This window comes from Bifidobacterium sp. LH_558, from assembly GCF_056356295.1.
Genome location: NZ_JBKETZ010000002.1, coordinates 462,363 through 479,884, shown reverse-complemented (window position 1 = coordinate 479,884; position 17,522 = coordinate 462,363). Strand labels below are relative to the sequence as shown.

Here is a 17,522-nt window from a genome sequence, read left to right as displayed (position 1 = left end):
GTCGCTCCTCCCCCGAAACGCAAGGCATGACCATGAACGATTCTCACCTCGATGACGCCGCGGCCGCAGAGCCGCAGGTTGCTGGCCATCTGCTCGGCGCGGCCGACATCCGACGCATCGCCGCCGACGCGGGCATCAGCCCCACCAAGAAGTTCGGACAGAACTTCGTGATCGACCCCGGCACGGTGCGCCGCATCGTGCGCGAGGCCGGCGTCACGGCCGATGACCATGTGATGGAGGTCGGCCCCGGACTGGGTTCGCTGACGCTGGCGATTCTGGAGACCGGCGCGACGATGACCGCCGTGGAGATCGACCCGCCGGTGGCCGAACGCCTGCCCAGCACCATCGCCGAATTCATGCCCGAGGCGGCCGGGCGGCTCACCGTGGTCAACCGCGACGCGCTCACCGTCACGCCCGAGAACCTTCCCGACTTCGCCGGCGACCGACCGTTCACGCTGGTGGCGAATCTGCCGTACAACGTGGCCACGCCGATTGTGCTCACCCTGCTGGAGCGTTTCGCCAACCTCGACTCCTTCCTGGTGATGGTGCAGAAGGAGGTGGCCGACCGTCTGGCCGCCGCGCCCGGCAATAAAATCTACGGCACCCCCAGCGTCAAACTCGCCTGGTACGGGCATGCGGAACGCGCCGGCATCATCGGCCGCAACGTGTTCTGGCCCGCGCCGAATGTGGATTCCGCCCTGGTGCGCTTTACGCGGCACACGCCGGCCGACGCGGCCGCGCTGGGACTGGACGGCGACGATGAGATGCGTGGGCGTGTGTTCCGCCTGATCGACGCGGCTTTCGGCCAGCGGCGCAAAACCCTGCATGCCGCGCTGAAACACGAGGTGCCGGGCGAGGCCTTCGAGGCGGCCGGCATCGATCCGACCCGCCGTGGCGAAACGCTCACCGTCACCGAATTCGCCGCACTGGCGGCCGCGGCACAGGAGGCGGCGCAATGATCGACGAGGATATCATCGGCCGCACGGTCCGTGTGGACTGCCCGGCGAAAACCAATCTCACCCTGCATGTCGGCGCGCCTCGGGCCGAATGGGGCGGCCGCCACGAGCTCGACACCATCTATTGCGCCATCAGCGTGTGCGATACCGTCACCGCCACCGCCAAAGCGCCCGGCACCGGCTTCTCGCTGTCCATCGAGGGCGCGCACTTGGGCGATCTGGCCTCATCGGGCAGCGATATGCGCCGCAACCACGCCGTGCTGGCGCTGTTCGCCATCGCCGAAGCCGCGGGGCGCGACCCCGATGTGGGGCTGACCATCACCAAACGCATTCCCGTGGGCGCGGGATTGGGCGGTGGTTCGGCCGACGCGGCCGCCACGCTGCTCGCCGTGAACCGTTTGTGGGAATTGGATTGGCCGCTGGAACGCTTGAGTGAAATCGCCGCCACGCTGGGTGCGGATATGCCTTTCTGCCTCTTTGGGGGATATGCGCGTGGCACAGGATTCGGCGAGCAACTGGAAATCCTCGCTCCCGATGGTGAGCAGGCGCGCGAATTGGAAGCCCAAGGCTTCCGCGGTCATGTGCTGGTCGGCGCGTATCAGGCGCAATTGAGCACGCCGGAGGTGTACGCCGCGTTCGACCATCTGGGCACGGATCCGGAGGCGCGCAACCACCTGCAGCGCGCGGCCATCAGCCTGCATCCGCGCAGCGGCAAGGCCATCGATGCTGCCGCCGACGCGGGCGCCTCGCATGCCTTCCTCTCGGGATCTGGCCCTTCGGTGGTCGCCTTCGCCCCTGATAATCGGGCTGTGCGGGCCATCACCGACGTGTGGAAACGCGAAGGGCTGGTCGACCGCATCATCGTCGCCACCGCCCCGGCCGCCCCGGCGGTCAGCGTCACCCAGTGACGCTAAGGTTACAAGCAACAGCGGGATGCAAAGGAAGCGAATATGACGACGCAGCATGATGAACGTCAGGCGCGCAAGGAGTATGTGCGGCAGCGCCAACGACTCGTATTCACCGTCAGTGGCGCGGCATTGGCCGTGATTCTGGTGATCGCGCTGATGTTCTTCTTCCATGTGTTCGGACTTGGATTGAAGGAATCGCCCGTGGTCCAGCCGAATTACGGCAACACCGCACCCTGCGCGGTGGACGGCGAGGACGGCGCCCCGGCCACCTACGTGGCCAACGGACAGGTGACCGTGCGCGTGCGCAACGGCACCGGCCATCTGGGACTGGGCAGCGCCGTCGGCAACGCGCTGGCCAACCGCAACTTCACCATCCAGGTGGTGGACAACTATTCGAGCACCTCGGTGACGCGCACCACCATCTATTTCGGCAAAAGCGCCATCAACGAGGCGTACACGCTGGCCGCGAACTTCACCGACGCGACTATGGTGATGACCGCCCGCGAAGACAAGCTCGTCGACGTGGTGATCGGCGCCACCTTCAGCGATCTGCAGGATACGGACGAAGTGCCGCAGGCCGGTGCCGAGATCACCAGCATCGAAGGCTGCGTGGCCGCCGATTCCATGACGGATCTGCCCGAAGACACCGAGCACACCGCCATCTGAGCGGAACCGTCATCCTGAGCGAAGGCCGTTAGGCCGGAGTCGAAGGATCCCGTAATCCGCAACGCCGAAGGTTGGGGAGATCCTTCGACTCCGGCTTCGCCTTCGCTCAGGATGACGAAAAAGGAATCGTCCACCACCTCACCCCCGTCGGAATGTGCCGTGAAACAGCCTGATTCGCTGTGTTTCACGGCACATTCCGACGGGGTATGGTTACGCGCTCACCGAGGCGTACCAGGATTTGAGTTCGGCGACGGCGACGTCATGGTCGACCGGGCCGTTATCCAAACGGTATTCGAGCATATGCTTGTAGGCGCGACCGACCATGGGGCCGGGTTCCAAGCCGAGCAGTTCCATGATTTCGTTGCCGTCCACATCGGGGCGGATCGCGTCGAAATCCTCCTGCTCCTTGAGCACGCGCACGCGCTCCTCCATCTCGTCCATCGCGTGCGAGAACACCGCCGCCTTGCGACGGTTCTGCGTGGTCGCGTCGGCGCGCGTCAGGCGGTTCAGCCGCTCGTAGAGATGACCCGCGTCCTTGACGTAGCGGCGCACGGCCGAATCGCTCCACGGCTCGTCCACATAGCCGTGGAAGCGCAGATGCAGATTCACCAGCTCGCTCACATCCTCGACCATATGGTGGTCAAATCGCAGGGCCTTAAGCCGCTTGCGGGTCATTTTGGCGCCCACCGCGTCGTGATGGTGGAAGCTCACCTTGCCGCCGGGCTCGAAACGCCGGGTACGCGGCTTGCCGATATCGTGCATGATCGCGGCCAGACGCAGCGTCAGATCAGGCCCGGGCACGGGGCCGTCCGCGTCGGTTTCGAGCGCGATGGCGCGCTCCAGCACGACCATCGTATGGTCGAAGACATCCTTATGGCGATGCTTCTCGTCGATCTCCAGCTGCAGAGCCGGAATCTCCGGGAACACGCGATCGGCCAGACCGGATTCCACCAGCGCCTCAAGGCCGGCGCGCGGGCGTTCGGAGAGCAGGAGTTTGACCAGTTCGTCGCGCACACGTTCGGCGGAGACGATTTCGATACGCTCGTTCATGCGGCAGATCGCCTCGGCGGTGTCCGGAGCGATGGTGAAACCCAGCTGGGCGACGAAACGCACGGCGCGCATCATGCGCAGCGGATCGTCGGCGAAGGACTGTTCGGGGTCAACCGGCGTGCGCAACACGCCCTTGGCCAGATCGCCGGCGCCCCCAAAGGGGTCGATGAATTCCAACTCAGGCACGCGCAACGCCATCGCGTTGACGGTGAAGTCGCGACGCGACAGATCGCCTTCGAGCGTGTCGCCGTAATTAACCTCGGGTTTGCGCGAGTCGGGATCGTAGGTGTCGGATCGGTAGGTGGTGACCTCCACCTGCACTTCGGTGCCGTCGGCGCGCCGGCGCATAGCGCCCAACGTGCCGAATTTACGTCCCATATCCCAAAAGCCGTCATGGCCCCAACGGCGCAGAATCGGCTCGAATTCCTCAGGTTTGGCCGAAGTGCAGAAGTCCAGATCATGGCTGGGGCGGCGCAGCAGCACATCACGCACGGGCCCGCCGACCAACGCCAGCTCATATCCCTGTTCGGCGAACAGTCGACCAAGTTCGATGGCTTCGGGCCATACTTCGAAATCCAATTGGCACCCTTCCTGGCTGTCTTTTTTCTGCCCTACCAGCATACCGTTACCCCACCTGCACACACAGTTGAGTAAGGTGGGTAGCATGATTACGCCCGCCGACCTCGCCCGCATGCTCGCACATGCCGCCGATGCCGCGGACGACTCTACCCAAAATCGCCTACTATACACCTCGCAATCCGTTGAGGGAGCGGCGTTCACCGCCTCCATCACCGTGCGCGAGGCCAAGCCTTCCGGCGGGAAGCGGCCCGTGGAAGGCGACGCGGCGGCCTCATCCGACACGCCCGCGCCATCCGGCCCCACACCGAAGATGATGCCGCGCCGCCGATTCTCGGACGGCCCCACCACCTTCGCCTCGCTGGACGCGCAGGAACTGCCGGTGGTACGCGAATACTCCGCCGGCGGGCTTGTCTTCGACGAGCAGGGCCGCGTGGCGATCATCGCACGGCATTCACGCAGCGGCCATCTCGAATGGTGCCTGCCGAAGGGCCATATCGAAAAGGGCGAGACGCCCCAGCAGACCGCCGTGCGCGAAGTGTACGAGGAGACGGGAATCCTCGGCGAGGTGATCGACTCCATCGCCACCATCGACTACTGGTTCACCGGCACCACGCAGCGCGTGCACAAACTCGTGCACCACTTCGCGCTCAAACGCGTCGGCGGCGAACTCACCGTCGAAGGCGATCCGGACCATGAGGCCGAGGACGCAATCTGGGTGGATTTCAAGGATCTGGACGACGTGCTGAGCTACCCCAACGAGCGCCGCATCGCGTGGCTGTACGCACGCAAGATGAACAGGCAGGCTGACGAGTGACCCTACCCGCTTTCCCCATGCATGGACGCGACCGCAGAGCATCACGATTCCACCGGCTGGGCGCCGCGGCATGCGCCTTCGCATGCGCGTTGGCGCTGGCCCTCGGCACGCTTGGTGCTCCTTCGACTGCTTTTGGCGATGAGAGTGACGCCACACAGGCCGATTCCACCCAAATCGAGGCCACCCAAGCCGATGCCGACGCCGATGCCGATTCCGACGCCAGCGCCAACGCCATCGCCATCGACCAATCCACCGCCGTGGTCAGCGCGACTTCCGGCTACCATCTCGTCGCCACCGTCACCAACCGCTCGGGCCAGGATCTGCCGTCAGGCACCTTAAGCGTCGCCACCAACGCCTCGTATACCTTCGTTTCGCGCACGGATATTCAGGATTGGGCCGACGGACAGGCGAACATCCCCACCCCCAACGAGTTGGGTACGGTTCAGGTTCCCGCCCTCGCGGCCGGCGAATCCACCACCGTGAGTCTCGACGTGGACAGCGCGCAGGCCGCACTCGCCGCACTCGCCACATGGGGTCCCAAGCCGCTGCGCATCGCCTATCAACCGCAGGACGGGCCGGGCGAATTCCTCCACACCTTCCTGACCCGTTCATCGGACGGACTGTCCATGCAGCAAACGCCTGCCATGGGGCTGACTGTGGCCATGCCGCTGACCAGCGACCAATGGCAGGCTGATGACGAGGCGATCGACGATCTGGTCTCCGGCGATATCGGCGGTGCCAGCAGTGGCCGAAGCAACAGCACCGACGACGAGACCACGGCATCCGCCGCGCGGGACGCGGCTGCACAGGCGACGGTGACGCTCGGCGATGACGACAGCAAGGACGTCAAGGCCCGCGAGCAGGCCTTCGCCAACCATCCGATGCTGCAGATCGTCGCCGATCCCTCGTATCTCAACGCGGTGCAGATGCCGCCGAGAGTCGCGGGCATCACCCAGCCGGCCACCTTCGACATCACCGACTATGCCGCCTACAGCAACGCCGACGCCTATACGCAGGCGGGCGTCTCCACCGATCAGTGGAACGCGGACGCGGCGCAGAACCTCTATCGTGAGGCGTTGGGCGATGAGAACGCGTCGGCCACCGCCTACGCCTGGCAGGGCGAACGCGACTGGAGCGCGCAGGCGCTGAACCAGGCGGCGCAGCAGGGATACGGCACGGTGATCGCCGCCGCGTCCTTCGACCAAGACGAAACCGACACCGTGCACACCGGCACCTATGTGGTGCACACCGACGCGGGCGACGTGACCGTGCTCAGCGAACAGCGCGAACTGGGCGAATTGGCCAAAGGGCAGGCCTTAAGCGAGGCGGCCGCCGCGGAAACCACCGATGCGGGCCTGCTCGCGCGCTTCATGGCGCAGAGCGCGTTCTATCAGATGGAGCAGCCCTACACCTCGCGCAATCTGCTGGTCACGCTGGACGCCGACGCCGACGCCGAGTGGATCAACCAGTTGATGAGCGCCTTGGAGCAGGCCTCCTGGCTTTCCTTGACTGATTTGGGCACGATGGCCGCGGCCGAAGCGTACGACGAGTTGGATATGAGCCAAGTCTCCAACGGCGAGCAGAGCGCCACCGACGCGCTGGAGGGCACGCTGGCGACGTTGAGCGCGACGCGCGGCGACATCACACGCCTGTCCAAGGCCATTCTTGATGACGCGGAGGCACAGTCCAGCGAGGCCGGCGGCAACAGCACCGGCACGCGAGCCGGAGAATCGGCCAGTGCCGACGAATGGATCGACATGCTGCTGAACGCGCACGACGTCATGGCCTTGCATGCGTTGGGCTCCACGGACGGCAGCGCCGCACGCACGCAGATGACCGAAGGACTGCGATTGCTGTCGAGCTCACTGCTCGGCGCGGTGACCATCACGCCATCCGAATCGGTGACCGTGGTGAGCGAATCCGCGCAGATGCCGGTGACCGTCAGCAACACGCTGCCGTACGCCGTACGCGTGCGCGTCTCGTCTCTGACCGATTCCATGCAGATCGTCACCTCGCGTCTCGCGGACGTCACCGTGCCCGCGAAGGGCGAGGAGCAGGTCACCTTCACCATCCGCGTCTCCACCTCCGGTTCCGCCACCGCGACCATCGCCTTGCAGGACCGGGACGGCAACGCCTTCGGCGCCACCCAGAACACGCCCATCACCAGCGTGCTGCGCATCAGCGATATGAGCGGATTCGTGATCATCGGTTTCGCCGTGCTGCTGGGCGCGCTCGGTCTGTGGCGCCAATTCCATCGCAAGAAGGATACGAACGTATGAGTTCTTCCGTCGGACGTAATTCGTTGATTATGGCCAGCGGCACCGCGGCCTCGCGCGTGACCGGCCAGATCCGCACGATTCTGCTGGCGGCGGCCATAGGCACCACCGGTCTCGCCGCCAACGCCTACCAGGCCGGCACCATGATTCCGCAGGCGGTGTTCACACTGATTTCCGGCGGCATCTTCAACGCCGTGCTGGTGCCGCAAATCGTGCGCACCCTGAAGGAGCGCGATGCCGAGGACCGGCTGAACAAGCTCATCACGCTGGCCATCACCCTGCTGCTGGGCATCACCCTGCTGATGGCGGCCGCGACCCCACTGCTGACCAGACTGTACGTCAGCGGCGGCGAGGATATGCTGGCGCTGACCACGGCGTTCACCCTCTGGTGCATGCCACAGATCTTCTTCTACGGCCTGTACACGGTGCTGGGGCAGATTCTGGCCGCGAAAAACCACTTCGCCACCTACGCGTGGAGTTCGGTGGGCGCGAATGTGATCAGCTGCGCCGGCTTCACCGCCTTCATCCTGCTGTTCGGCAAAGCCAACGAGCAGCCGCTGGACTTCTGGACCGCCGACAAAGTGACGATGACCGCGGGCGTGTGGACCCTTGGTGTGGCTTTCCAGGCGCTGATTCTGTTCCTGCCCCTGCGTCGCGCCGGCATCCGCTACCGCCCAAGTTGGGGCATCCACGGCATCGGCCTGCGCGCGATGGGACCTGTGGCTGCCTGGAGTTTCGCCATCGTGATCGTCGACCAGATCACCACGATGGTGAACACGCGCATCATGTCGAGCGCGCCGGCTGCCGCGCATGAGGCCACCGGCATCTCGCTGTACGACGTGGCCGGCAACGCCACCTACCAGAACGCCTTCACCATCTATATCCTGCCCTATTCGCTGATCGCCGTTTCGGTGAGCACGGCCGTGTTTCCGAAGATCTCGGCGGCGATCGCCGAACGGCGTCTGGATTCGGCGCGGATCGATCTGAGCTATTCGCTGCGCAACGTAGGCGTGCTGATGCTGTTCTTCACCACGGCCTTCGCGGTGATGCCCGCATCGATCACCATGGTGCTGCTGCCTTCCATCAGCGTCAAGGAGGCGCTGCTGATCGCCTCGCCATTGATGACGTTGGGGTTCATGCTGCCCGTCACCAGCGCGTTCATCATCATCCAACGCACTTTCTATGCCTTTGAAGACGGCCGTTCGCCCTTTCTGTTCCAGGTGCTGTATTCCGCCATTCAGCTGGCGGTCATCCTGCTTACCATCACCTTCGTCGACCCCACCCGATGGGTGTGGTGTTATGCCCTTTCGGCGGTGATCGGCTATCTGTCGGCATTCCCGTTGTTGGTGGTCCGTCTGCGCAGACGCTTCGAGGGAACCTTGGACGGCAAGCGCATCGCCAGAACCTATGGTAAGGCGATACTCGCCGCCGCGGTCGCGATCACGGCTGGGAGGCTGCTCGACGGCCCCGCGCAATCGCTGCTGGGCATCCATCTGGGCGCGGACGACGGCACTTTGAGCTGGATTCAGGCCGTGGGCCTGTGCGTGCTGCTTACCATCGTCATCACCGTGGCCTATGTGGGCGTGCTGTGGCTGACGCGCTCGGAAGAGCTGCTGGGCATCGTCGATATGGTGGCGCGCAGGCTGGGCCGTCGCCCGGCGGACGAAGGCGATGCCACTTCCGCTGACGCCGCATCCGGCGCTTCCGAAACCGATGATAACTCCCCCATTGCCGCCGCTATCTCCGTCAGTGACGAAGGCGAGGGTGGCGGAGACGGCAGCAATACCCCTCAAGAGTCATTTTCCGGCGATTTTCCGCCTCAAACGGCTAGTCCCACGGCTAAAATAACACCAGCGATGCCGCAAGAGCCGGCAGATCATCAGGTAATGGAGTCGAGAAGCATTATGAAACCCCAGCTGGGAGATACCATCATCAGCCGATACACCTTGGTGTCGCTGTTGCGCGACGAGCCCGGTGTGCAGGCTTGGCGGGCCAATGACCGTATGCTGGCTCAGGATTGCCAGCTGTTCATCATCACCGACGGCGCCTCGCTGCAGGCCGTCAACACCATCGCCTCGACCATGGCCGTGATGCAGCGACGCGAGTATACGCAGGTGCTGCAGCTGCATCAGAACGATGAAACCTCGTTGATCGTCACCAAAATGGACGAAGGCATCTCGCTCAGCGAATACATGAAGCTGGATCATCAGCCGCTCAGCAACGCCGCCATCCGCGCCATTATGGGCGAGGCGATGCAGGCGGCGCGTCCGCTGATCGACGCCGATGTGCCTGTGGTGCGTTTGACCACCGATACGGTGCGCCTCACCGCCTCGGGCATCCAACTGGCCGACGCCTCGCTCGCGCCGATGATCACTGATTCTTCCGCGGCGGTAGCCTCCGACGAGGCAGATTCGCCGAATGCCGCGAAAACCAGCGCCTCGGCCATCCGCCAGCTCGCCGCCCTGCTGGTGGCGCTGCTCACGCGCACGCCCAGCGACCAGTGCACCGCTGAGATGGCGCGGAATCTTCCGGAGGATGTTCCCGGTGAGTTCCGCCTGATCGTGCGTCGCGGCTTGGGATTGCAGGACGCCGACTCCAGCGAGTTGGCGATGGAGTCCTTCGCTGAATTGGATGCGCTGCTGGGCGACTGGACGGCGTTGCATGAGTTGGATGAGCAGGATATCGTGCTGCCGCTGAGCGACGGCGGATGCTCCATCCAGCAGGTGCCGCTGGTGCCTGTCGATGCGCAGACCGTTCGCGAACTGCCGGATTCCATGATCAGCACGGAGCATATGCCCGATCTTTCGATTGACACTCCGTCAACTTCTCTTGGTGCGGAGGATTCCGTCGATTCCAGGCCCGATGTTCTGGCCAAGCCGGGAGTGTTCGCCCAGAACCATAATTTCGGATCTTGGGATTTCAACCTCGGCAATACCGACGCTTCCGACGACTGGTATCCCGCGTTCGGCGAGGGCGCTTCGCCGGCCACGGTCACGGATGGCGCGCATTTGACCGTGCCCATCGCCGTCGGCTCGATGGATGACACCGCATTGATCACTCCCCCTTCGGCTATGGAATCCACCAGCCGTATTCCGGTGATCGGCGAAGACGGCCAGCCCAAGCCGTTGGTGCCGATGTCCACGGCACAGCTGGAATTGGAGGAAGAGCAGCGTCGCAGCCAGGCAACGATTGCCACCCCAACACCCCCGAGTTTCACCCCTTCTCAGCAGCCGGCCCAGCAGGAGGACATATCGGACGATGAACCGCTTGCCGACGAGCGTCTGTTCGGCCGTCTCACCACCAAATTAGTGGTGGTGATTGTAGGAGCGCTGCTTATCGTCGCCGCGGCGTTCTGGGCAGTATATGCCTTGCAGCCCAAGCCGAATACCGAGGGTATCGTGGATGATGCGTCGAACAGCGAATCCAACTGGCCGGAAATGGATCTTGAGAAGGTTCCCTTCGGCAATAGCAGCAGCACGAGCGACGGCGACAACGACGACAGCAGCACGCAAGGCGAGGACGGAACGGACAATTCAGGCGATTCGGACGATTCGAACGACCAGACGTCGAACGGAAACACGGATGGCGATGCCGACGCCGACGGTGGGTCCACGACCGCGCCGATCACCGCCGACCGTGAGGTGAGTGCCGTGCCACAACCGCGTCACGAGAACAATACGGCCTTCACCATCGTCAGTCAGGAATTCCTGACCTATCCCGCCGGACAACAGGGCTATGCCTTCCATATGCGCCTTGATCAGCCGCAGGACACCTACCGTATGACGATCACCATTCGTTCCTCTGGAGGTCGCGGATACATCATCGCCAACAGCGCCTCCGACCCCACCCAGGGCGAACAGGTGGCTGATTTCACCTTCGCGGAGGGCGGCACCACCGAAGTGAAATTCACCAAGGTGGTGAACACGCAGGATCTGCTGCTGTGGGTGCCTATCGATAGCCTACCGAACAACCAGCTCTATATCGAGCGCGTGGAGATCTTCTAGTCTCCCCCACTTGGTCAGCTGACAGTGGAGCCCGCCTTGGAATGCAAGGCGGGCTCCACTGTCAAGAGATACTTTCTGTTATGAAACACGAACCATGTGGTCACATTCGTTGTGTGCCTCACTTGAACTGGTTTGCCGAATCCATCAGGAGGCAATGAAAAAGGCTGACGACAAAGAATGCCGCCAGCCTAACGCTAGGATTGAGCAGAGAATTACACCCACTGGGATTCGGAAGAAGAAGCGTTTTCGCTTCCAGGGACGAGGAGCGCGAGGATGCGGTCCATATCCTCCGGGGAAGAGAACACGATTTCGATGCGACCGTGCTTGGCAGTGCCTTTGATGGCCACCTTGGTCTCGAAATGGTTCTCCAGGCTCTGCTGGACAGCGGAACCGACCCAAGGATTGGTTTTGCTGGTTTTCACCTTCTTAGGCTGCTCCCCCGCCGAAATCTTCATCGCCACGATCTCCTCCGTGCTGCGCACGGAGAGTCCCTCGGCGATAATGCGCGTGGCAAGCTTGTCCATTTCCTCGATGTCACTCAATCCCAGCAGCGCACGCGCATGCCCCGCGCTGAGCACACCTGCGGCGACCTTTTTCTGCACCACCACAGGCAGATTCAGCAGACGCAAGGTGTTGGCGATTTGCGGACGCGATTTGGATACCGACTTGGACAGTTGCGCCTGCGTCAGACCGAATTCGTCGATCATCTGCTGATAGGCCGCGGCCTCTTCCAAAGGATTCAGCGCCACTCGATGCAGGTTCTCCAGCAGAGCGTCACGAAGCATGTCATCGTCGGCGGTGGTTTTCACAATGGCTGGAATGGTTTCCAGACCCGCCAGTTGCGAGGCCCTCCATCGACGCTCGCCCATGATCAACTCATAGGGACTGTCCATCCGCCCGGCAAAGGGGTTGCCGGATTCGTTGGTTTCCTGCACATCGGCGATCTGATTGGCCGGGCGACGACGCACCACTATAGGCTGCAGCACACCCACTTCGGTGATGGATGCGGCGAGTTCGTTCAGATCGTCCTCATCGAACACCGTACGCGGCTGATGCACGTTAGGTCCGATGTCACTGAGGCGCAATTCAGCCAAGTAGCCGCCTTCGACGGGCTTCAGCTCAAGCTCTTCAGCCTCAGCTGCGTCGTTTTTAACTGTATCCTTCTTCGATGTTTCACGTGAAACATCATCGATGGATGGTTGTGCGCCGTCGTCAGCAGTCTTTTTCGCGGAGCGCTTGGCTGCTTTCGCGCTGGTTTTGGATATCGTGGCCGCGGATTTTCCATCAGGTGCGGCCGCATCGGACTCCGTCGCGCTGTCGGCAGTGCCGAAGAACAGATCGCTGGGATGGGCGATCTCATCGAGCGCGGGCATCGAGGCGCGCTTGGAACGCGCAACCTTCGAGGAAGGAGTCTCCTTGGAGACCTTTTTCGCCGACGATTCCTGCTGTTCGTCCGTATTCTTCACCGTGCGATCAACGGTCGCGGGTTCAACGGCAAACTGCTCGGCAGGCACCGCCGCTGCGGTCGTTGGATTCTCTCCGGGCAGTGCCGGGAACAGCGCGCCAAGGCCTTTGCCAAGTCGGGATTTCGAAGTCATGCGTTATTCCTCCTCGCATCGATCGCTTCCAGCACACTCGGGGAACGACGTGCAATTTCCAGTGCCGCTTCACCATAGGAGATGGCACCCATACCTTTGGGATCGTAGGTCACCACACTTTGCGAAAAGCTTGGCGCCTCGGATATCTTCACCGTTCGCGGTATCGTCGCATCGAGCACGATGTTGGGATAATGTCCCTTCACTTCACCGAACACTTCGCGGCTGAGCAATGTCCGCTTGTCGAACATGGTGATCAGCATAGTCGATACCAAGAGGACGGGATTGAAATGCTGCTGCACCAAGCCGATGGTGTTGATCAGCTGCCCTAATCCCTCCAAAGCGTAGTATTCCGCCTGAATGGGGATCATCATTTCGGTGACCGCGCACATGGCGTTGATTACCAGCAGTCCCAGGCTGGGCGGGCAGTCAATAAGCACATAGTCATAGTGCGTATCGGTGCTGTCGAGGTATTCGTCCAGCGCCTCTTTCAGCAGGGTGTTGCGGTTCGGCAGGTCAGCCACTTCCAATTCCGCACCGCTGAGATCGATGGAGGCGGGCACCACATCCAACGTGGGCAATTGCGGGCAGGTGGCCACCACATCCGCCATGGGCAGACGTCCCTCCAGTACCTCGTATACCGATGGATTTCCCGAGGCATGGTCTATCCCCAACGCCGTGGAGGCATTGCCTTGGGGATCCATATCAATCACCAGCACGCGCGCGCCATTGTCGGCAAGCGATGCGGCGACGTTCACCGTGGAGGTGGTTTTGCCCACGCCACCTTTCTGATTGGCGACGGCGATACGACGGGTTCGGGCAGGGAGTGGGAATGTGGTGTTCTTCAGCGCGGCATAGCGCGAGGTTTCCTCAGCCATCTGCATGCCCACCGACGATGAGTTGCTATCGAAGATACGTTGCAACGTATCCGACGCTGATTCCATCGGCTTCGACGTATCATGCGAGCCAGTCATCGTACCTCCTTGACCATGGGACTTGTTCCAGTGTTCCTATGCGTATGGACATGGCAATCCACTATCCACAGTTATCCACAGAAATGTGGATAACTGTGGATAACTTTGTCATAACGCTCGGAAATCTCGAAATCCCCTTCTTATAATCGTTGATTTTTCAATGGTTTACACACGGTGGACAACACCGTTCAAAAATGTGGATAAGTTTTTCAATGTGATGAAATGTGGATAACTCAATCACCGCTTATCCACGAGCACCACGTGCGTAGGCTCGAGTCCCTCCCCCACAGGTGCCTCCACCACACGAGGACGCAGACCTCCGAATCGTGCGATCTCCTGCGAGGCTTTGGTGAGTTCCACCTGAGCCGAGCGTCCCTTCAAAGCCACCAGACGCCCATGCGGTTTCAACAATGGCAGTGTCCAACCCGAGAGTTTCGTCATCGGCGCGACGGCGCGACAGGTCACCACATCAAACGGACGGGCGCGATGTTTGCGGACATCGGCAATCACTTCTTCCGAACGGGCGCGCACCACGGTCACATTCCGCAAGCCACATTCGTCCACGCATTCCTTCAGCCATTCCACACGTCGTTCCATCGGTTCGACCAAAGTGAAACGACACTCGGGAAGACAGGCCGCAGCGACGATGCCGGGGAATCCGCCGCCACTGCCGATATCGGCAATCGTGGCGTTGGATCGTCCGGCGGTCGCCTCACGCACAAACGGTACGATGGCCGCGGAATTGAGGATATGACGTTCCCACAGAATATCGATATCCCGAGGGCCGATCAGACCTCGCGGCTCACCTTCGTTGGTAAGTTTCACGTGAAACATTCTCATCGCCGGCAATGCTTCGCCCAACACTTCCTCAAGTATCGGCGAAGCATCAAGTTGATCGGCCATGGTGCCCCCTTCTGATATTCAGCAAAAGAGGGAGTCAATGACTCCCTCGATGTTTCACGTGAAACTTCTTACTCCTCGACCGAGTCGTCAATCGGCTCATCGACGATATCGTCGACCGCTTCGGCGGCATCGGCGGAGTTCTTGAGATACACGGTGACATAGCGTCGCGGTTCCTCGCCATGGGAACGGGACTTCAGTCCCTCGTCACGCACCACATCATGCACGACCTTGCGCTCGAAGGAATTCATCGGCTTCAGGTCGACCGGCTCTCCGGTCTCCCTCACTTCATCGATGGCATCCAGCGCGATATCACGCAGACGCTGACGCTTACGCTTCAGGAAACCGTCGACGTCCACAATCAGATGCGAACGCTCGCCGGTTTTCTGCTGCACGGCAAGACGGGTGAGCTGCTGCAGAGCATCCACCACTTCGCCATTGCTTCCAATCAGATGCTTGATGTCGGTATCGTCATCGGCGACGATCTGCACCATCGGACGTCCGTTGCGCACGCCCATCTCGATATCGCCCTCGTAATCGGCGATGTCGAGCAAGCCTTCCAAATAATCCGCGGCGATATCAGCTTCGTCATTGAGCTGATCAATCGTCCTCTCGTCATCTTGAGCCATATCAATACTCCTTTATGCGGCGGTCAAGTCCATAGCATTTCAGTCTAGTCGCGTTCCGGATTCGACGATGCCGACTCCCGCGGAACACATGATGTTTCACGTGAAACATCATCAGGATCGATATTCAGTTATAGAGTCATGGCCGCCGATTACCTCGGCGGCCATATCACAGTCATTTCTTCTTGCGCTTGCGCTGCGGCTGCTGGCGCTGATAGCCTTCAACCAACTTGCGCTCGGCCTCTTCCTTGGCCTTGATCAAGGCTTCCTCTTCAAGAGAGGGCTGGCCGGTGCGGGCACGCTTCTCGTTCTCACGCTTGTGGTCGCGCACTTCCTTGGCCTGGGCGGCCGGCGAACCGGGAGTCGGGAAGGCATAGACCTGCCACATGGAACGCACAAGGTTGCAGATGTTGTTGGTCAACCAGTAGACCAACACGGCGAAGGGCATCACCACACCGGAGAAGATGTACATCACGGGGAACACCCACAGCATCATCTTCTGCATGGTCTCGGTCTGCTTGTTGCCGACGCTCGGCGCCATATTGCGCTTCATATTGTTGAACTGCATGTACCACATGCAGGCGCACATCAGGAGCACGAAGATGCCGATGATGATCTTGCCGTGCACGGCGGAGCTGTTGAAGGTGTCGGTGACGTTCACGCCGAACACCGTGGTCTGCGAGAACTGCTGCGCCGTCTCGACATCGAAGGCGCCCAGCGCGTCACGCTTGCCTTGTGCGATATAGGGAATCGCCGAGAGGGTGTAGAACATGCACATGAACACAGGGCCCTGCACCAGCATCGGCAGGCAGGAGCCGGCCGGGTTCACGTTGTTGTCCTGGTAGAGCTTCATGGTCTCACGGCTCATGGCCTCTTTGCTGGCCTGATCCGTTTTGCCCTTGTACTTGTTCTGGATGCGCTGCATCTTCGGCTGGATCGCCTGCATCGCGCGCATCGACAGCATCTGCTTGTAGTAGATCGGGAAGATGCAGGCGTGCACCACCAGCACCAGGAAGATGATCGACAGCACCCAGGAGAAACCGATGGGATTCATGCCGATGGCCACCAGCAGATTATGGAAAATATCCATAATCTGGGTCATCAGCCATTCGACCGGGGTCAGAATTTTGTACAGCCAGCCCCAAAAGCCGCTATCCAGAAGGAATTGATCTGTATTCATGATGGAATCCTCTACTTATCAACCGGTAACGGCGTCAATCGTGGCTCTTCGTGGGCTTTCGACCAACGGAACCGATAGAACACGGAATACCGTTGGGGAACATCGTCAATACCGCCGCGGCTCCACGGTCTGCAACGCAACAGTCGCAGCACCGCCAACAGGCCGCCCCGACATGCGCCATATCGCTGCAACGCTTCGATCGCGTAGTTGGAGCAACTGGGGTAATACTTGCAACACGGCACGGCACGGTTGGCCGACCAGTGGCGTTGATACCAACGCACTGCCCGAATCAACTGCTGCGCCGCCGTGCTCATCGCGCGTCCACCGTCTTTCTGGCGATGGCGGCGAATGAGGAACGCACCTGCTCATCCAACGATTGGAAGGATGCGGCGGCGGCCGAAGGTTTGGCGCGCATCACCACATCGCATCGCTCGGGCAGCTCGTTCTCGTATTGGCGGGCCAGTACGCGGAAACGACGTTTCACCGCATTGCGGGCGACCGCATTGCCAACCGACTTGGCCACCGCAAGACCCAAACGCCGCTCCTGCAACGAACTGGAATCGTCGCGCACCAGAAAGTGCACGACGATATCGTTCCGGGCTACTTTACGACGCCGTTTGAGTACGGTGACAAAGTCACGATGGCTTTTCAGCCGCTCCACTTGAGTGTGCCGAACCGAACGGATCAGGCGGAGAGGGACTTGCGGCCCTTGGCGCGACGACGGTTGATCACAGCGCGGCCGGAACGGGTGCGCATGCGCAGGCGGAAGCCGTGCTTCATGTGACGACGACGGTTGTTCGGCTGGAAGGTCCTCTTCATGGTTCTTAGTCTCCTAGGTCATTCAGCCACGCTTACGCGCGGCTCTCACGTGAGTCAAGCTCTACCAAGGTACTCTTACCCCTGCCCTGAAGTCAAAATCCCAGACAGGTCGTTCACATTTCTTTAGGGGTCCCTAAAAGGGTATGGGTTGCGGTTTCGTTGAAAAACCGCCACA

General features: G+C 61.5%; 15 protein-coding genes. 6 read left to right on the top strand and 9 right to left on the bottom strand.

The annotated features are described in order from the left end of the window. The first annotated feature begins 32 nt into the window (after positions 1–32). The 3 genes from rsmA to AC1AV0_RS04680 are packed head-to-tail and all read left to right on the top strand — an operon-like array spanning position 33 to position 2,530. Positions 33–959: a 16S rRNA (adenine(1518)-N(6)/adenine(1519)-N(6))-dimethyltransferase RsmA gene (gene rsmA, locus AC1AV0_RS04690; RefSeq protein ID WP_476571565.1), complete on the top strand. Its 927-nt coding sequence runs from the start codon at positions 33–35 to the stop codon at positions 957–959. Then, positions 956–1,864 (top strand): 4-(cytidine 5'-diphospho)-2-C-methyl-D-erythritol kinase, encoded by a 909-nt coding sequence (locus AC1AV0_RS04685; protein ID WP_476571563.1) that lies wholly within the window; start codon positions 956–958, stop codon positions 1,862–1,864. Before rsmA ends, AC1AV0_RS04685 begins: the two co-directional genes overlap by 4 nt. Positions 1,865–1,906: 42 nt before the next feature. Next, the gene (locus tag AC1AV0_RS04680) at positions 1,907–2,530 is read left to right on the top strand and encodes a LytR C-terminal domain-containing protein (protein WP_476571561.1); all 624 of its coding nucleotides are present in this window, start codon (positions 1,907–1,909) and stop codon (positions 2,528–2,530) included. Between the two features lie 210 nt (positions 2,531–2,740). On the opposite strand, the gene AC1AV0_RS04675 is transcribed toward AC1AV0_RS04680, so the two are convergent. Then, positions 2,741–4,159, bottom strand: a complete 1,419-nt coding sequence (locus AC1AV0_RS04675; RefSeq protein WP_476571559.1) for a CCA tRNA nucleotidyltransferase — start codon at positions 4,157–4,159, stop codon at positions 2,741–2,743. Positions 4,160–4,244: 85 nt separating this feature from the next. Between AC1AV0_RS04675 and AC1AV0_RS04670 the strand changes: the two genes are divergently transcribed. Genes AC1AV0_RS04670 through AC1AV0_RS04660 form a run of 3 tightly spaced genes read left to right on the top strand, consistent with a single transcriptional unit; the run spans position 4,245 to position 11,253 of the window. After that, a complete protein-coding gene (locus tag AC1AV0_RS04670; RefSeq protein ID WP_476571557.1) occupies positions 4,245–4,973 on the top strand; it encodes an NUDIX hydrolase in 729 nt (242 codons plus the stop codon). Between the two features lie 17 nt (positions 4,974–4,990). After that, positions 4,991–7,252, top strand: a complete 2,262-nt coding sequence (locus AC1AV0_RS04665) for a DUF6049 family protein (protein ID WP_476571650.1) — start codon at positions 4,991–4,993, stop codon at positions 7,250–7,252. Then, positions 7,249–11,253, top strand: a complete 4,005-nt coding sequence (locus tag AC1AV0_RS04660) for a lipid II flippase MurJ (protein ID WP_476571555.1) — start codon at positions 7,249–7,251, stop codon at positions 11,251–11,253. Before AC1AV0_RS04665 ends, AC1AV0_RS04660 begins: the two co-directional genes overlap by 4 nt. A 212-nt stretch (positions 11,254–11,465) precedes the next feature. On the opposite strand, the gene AC1AV0_RS04655 is transcribed toward AC1AV0_RS04660, so the two are convergent. The 8 genes from AC1AV0_RS04655 to rpmH form a co-directional block, all read right to left on the bottom strand. Next, positions 11,466–12,851: a ParB/RepB/Spo0J family partition protein gene (locus AC1AV0_RS04655; RefSeq protein WP_476571553.1), complete on the bottom strand. Its 1,386-nt coding sequence runs from the start codon at positions 12,849–12,851 to the stop codon at positions 11,466–11,468. Next, positions 12,848–13,792 (bottom strand): ParA family protein, encoded by a 945-nt coding sequence (locus AC1AV0_RS04650; RefSeq protein ID WP_476571648.1) that lies wholly within the window; start codon positions 13,790–13,792, stop codon positions 12,848–12,850. Before AC1AV0_RS04650 ends, AC1AV0_RS04655 begins: the two co-directional genes overlap by 4 nt. 267 nt (positions 13,793–14,059) lie before the next feature. Further along, entirely contained in the window at positions 14,060–14,725 is a 666-nt protein-coding gene (rsmG, locus tag AC1AV0_RS04645; RefSeq protein WP_476571551.1) for a 16S rRNA (guanine(527)-N(7))-methyltransferase RsmG, read from the bottom strand. Between the two features lie 68 nt (positions 14,726–14,793). Beyond that, complete coding sequence (locus AC1AV0_RS04640; RefSeq protein WP_476571549.1) at positions 14,794–15,351, bottom strand: Jag family protein; 558 nt, start codon at positions 15,349–15,351, stop codon at positions 14,794–14,796. Between the two features lie 172 nt (positions 15,352–15,523). After that, positions 15,524–16,528: a membrane protein insertase YidC gene (yidC, locus tag AC1AV0_RS04635; RefSeq protein WP_476571547.1), complete on the bottom strand. Its 1,005-nt coding sequence runs from the start codon at positions 16,526–16,528 to the stop codon at positions 15,524–15,526. A gap of 11 nt (positions 16,529–16,539) precedes the next feature. Then, positions 16,540–16,842 (bottom strand): membrane protein insertion efficiency factor YidD, encoded by a 303-nt coding sequence (yidD, locus tag AC1AV0_RS04630; protein ID WP_476571545.1) that lies wholly within the window; start codon positions 16,840–16,842, stop codon positions 16,540–16,542. Then, positions 16,839–17,189, bottom strand: a complete 351-nt coding sequence (rnpA, locus tag AC1AV0_RS04625; RefSeq protein ID WP_476571543.1) for a ribonuclease P protein component — start codon at positions 17,187–17,189, stop codon at positions 16,839–16,841. The genes yidD and rnpA overlap by 4 nt, the downstream gene beginning before the upstream one ends. Positions 17,190–17,212: 23 nt before the next feature. Then, entirely contained in the window at positions 17,213–17,347 is a 135-nt protein-coding gene (rpmH, locus tag AC1AV0_RS04620; protein WP_007054596.1) for a 50S ribosomal protein L34, read from the bottom strand. Between the last annotated feature and the right edge of the window lie 175 nt (positions 17,348–17,522).